General features: G+C 70.0%; 3 protein-coding genes. All 3 read left to right on the top strand.

Features of this window, described 5'->3' with window-relative positions:
• The coding region (locus tag GPA_RS18855; RefSeq protein ID WP_041239032.1) for a response regulator at positions 1-460 on the top strand (460 nt) is incomplete at its 5' end.
• Positions 457-1,413: an AAA family ATPase gene (locus GPA_RS18850; protein ID WP_015539008.1), complete on the top strand. Its 957-nt coding sequence runs from the start codon at positions 457-459 to the stop codon at positions 1,411-1,413. The genes GPA_RS18855 and GPA_RS18850, both read left to right, overlap by 4 nt.
• A gap of 15 nt (positions 1,414-1,428) precedes the next feature.
• Positions 1,429-2,598 (top strand): DUF58 domain-containing protein, encoded by a 1,170-nt coding sequence (locus tag GPA_RS03995; RefSeq protein ID WP_041239030.1) that lies wholly within the window; start codon positions 1,429-1,431, stop codon positions 2,596-2,598.
• Positions 2,599-2,676 lie beyond the last annotated feature (78 nt).

Here is a 2,676-nt window from a genome sequence, read left to right as displayed (position 1 = left end):
TGCCCCTGCCGATCCGGCCCCAGCCCCCGTCCCCGCGGCCGACTCGCCCCTCGCCGGCCTGCGCATGCTGCTGGCCGAGGACAACGACGTGAACGCCCGCATCACCACGTCGCTGCTCAAGCTGCGCGGCATCGACGTGGTGCGCGCCCGCATCGGCGAGGAGGCGCTCGAGCTGTACGAGGACAGCGAGCCCGGCGGCTTCGACGCGGTGCTCATGGACATCAAGATGCCCGGCATGGACGGCTGGGAGGCCGCGCGCCGCATACGGGCCTCCGCGCGGCCCGACGCGCAGAGAATCGCGCTCGTGGCGCTGAGCGCGAACGCCTTCGCCGAGGACGCGCGCCGCTCGCGTGCCGTGGGCATGGACGGGCATATCGGCAAGCCCGTGGACTTCGACGAGTTGGAGGCGCTGTTCGGCCGCATCCGCTCGGGCAGATGCAAGGGGAAGGACAACGCATGATCATCGAGCAATCGCGCAGCATCGTCAAAGAGGTGGGCAAGGCGCTCGTGGGCAAGCAGGAGGTGATCGAGAAGGCGCTCATGGCCGTCTACGCCGGCGGGCACGTGCTGCTGGAAGACTATCCCGGCGTGGGCAAGACCACGCTCGCGCTGGCCCTGTCGAAGGCGCTCGACCTGGACTTCAAGCGCATCCAGTTCACACCCGACACCATGCCCTCCGACATCATGGGCTTCTCGCTCTATGACAAGGATGCCGGGTCGTTCCGCTTCACCATGGGCGCGGTGAACTGCAACCTGCTTCTGGGCGACGAGATCAACTGCGCCTCGGCCAAGACGCAGTCGGCGCTGCTCGAGGTCATGGAGGAGATGGCCGTCACCGTGGACGGCGTCACGCACCCGGTGCCCCGGCCCTTCGTATGCATAGCCACGCAGAACCCGGTGGGGTCGGTGGGCACGCAGCCCCTGCCCGACTCGCAGCTCGACCGCTTCATGGTGCGCCTGAGCATCGGCTACCCCAGCACGGCCGACCAGGTGGACATCATCAAATCGCGCCGCCACGCCAACCCCCTGGAAGACGTGCGGCCCATGGTGAGCCGTGACGATTTGCTGGCCGTGCAGAACTACCTCGATTCCATCGCCGTCTCCGACGAGGTGCTGCTCTACATCACGCGCCTGTGCGAGGCCACCCGCGCCATCGACCTGGTTGAGCTGGGCGTCAGCCCGCGCGGCATCATCGCGCTCAGCCGGATGGCGCGCGCCTGCGCGCTCATGCGCGATCGCGACTACGTCACGCCGGAGGACGTGCGCGAGGTGTTCGTGGACGTGTGCGCGCACCGCCTGGTGCTGCGCCCCCAGGCGCGCATCGAGTCCGTCTCGGCCGCCGACATCCTCCGATCCGTCATGGAGTCCGTCGCCCCGCCCTCCCTGGGCTCGCCCGCGCACGTTCGCCGCTAGGCGCGAGGTCGGCCCGTGCTGCGCCCCCGCATCGTCTACCTGGCTGCGCTCGCCGTCGCCGCTATCGTGTTCGTGGGAACGAACGAGCCGCCGGCGCTGGCGTTCCTCGCACTCCTGGCCTTGCTGCCTGCGGCGTGCAAGTTGGCGGGCGTCGCCGCGGCGCGGGGCATGACGGTGGAGCTGGGCCTGCCCACATCGTGCCGGGTGGGGCAGCCGCTCTTCCTGGCCGTCGGCGTGGGGCGGCGCGGCCCTTCGGCACCCCAGCGCATCGAGCTTGAGGTGACGTTCCGCAACGTCATGCTGGGCGAGGAGGAGCGCGTGCGCGTCGTGTTGGAGGGCGCGTCGCGCGGCGGGCGCTTCGAGCTCCCGCTCGACACCGCGGCCTGCGGGCGCGTGGAGGTGTCTGCGGCCGAGGTTCTCTCGTTCGACCCCCTGGGCCTCTGGCGCGAGCGCATGGCCTGCCCGTTCTCAGGCTCGTACACGGTCTACCCGGCGCTGGTCGACCTCAGCGTCCCCTTCGAGCGTGCTCCCCAGGCGCGCTTCGCCGGGTCGTCGTACGACCGCCATCGCAAGGGGCAGGACATGAGCGAGACGTTCGACATCCGCGAGTACCGGCCCTCCGACCCCTTGGCAGCCATCCACTGGAAGCTGTCATCGAAGATGGACAAGCTGATGGTGCGCGAGGCCAGCCACCCTTCGAACTACGACGTGCTCGTCCTCGTGGATCTGGGGCGGAGGCTGCCGAACGGCGAGCGCCCGCCTGCAGACGTGCTGGCGGCGGCGCTCGGCTTGGCCGCGTCGGTGAGCTACGACCTCTGCCGGCAGAGCCTGGGCCACAACGTGGCCGTCGCGTCGGAGGGGGAGCTCGTGGACGCCATGGTCGACTCGCCCGCGTCGTTCGATTCGGCGCTCGACCTGCTGGTGTCCGTGCCCCTGCCGCTCTCGTTCGGCCAGGCCGCGCAGCTGTTCGACGCCTACCGGCGCGAGCGCAGCTTCACGAAGACCGTCCTGGTCACGACGATGGTCGACCACGTCGCGCTCGGCGTCATGGGGCGTTTGACCGACTTGAGCGTGCTTCTGGTGGAGGCCGGCGGAGCCGAGTCGGTGGAGGACGCCGAAGCCTTCCGCATCACGCGCATTCCCGTCGACGCGCTGGAGGAACGGGTGAGGAGCGTGTCCATCTGACATGGGAGCTCGCGAGAACATCCTCGTTTCGGCGCTGCAGCGTTTCCGGCCGGCGCCCGCCGACGGCCCGGCGGGCAG

The organism is Gordonibacter pamelaeae 7-10-1-b, from assembly GCF_000210055.1.
Taxonomy (GTDB): Bacteria; Actinomycetota; Coriobacteriia; order Coriobacteriales; family Eggerthellaceae; genus Gordonibacter; species Gordonibacter pamelaeae.
The sequence above is the reverse complement of the archived record's forward strand: the minus strand, read 5'-3'. Positions and strand labels throughout refer to the sequence as shown.

Coding starts and splice junctions, on each gene's coding strand:
- GPA_RS18850 (WP_015539008.1), top strand. CDS start 457: ATGATCATCGAGCAATCGCGCAGCATCGTCAAAGAGGTGGGCAAGGCG.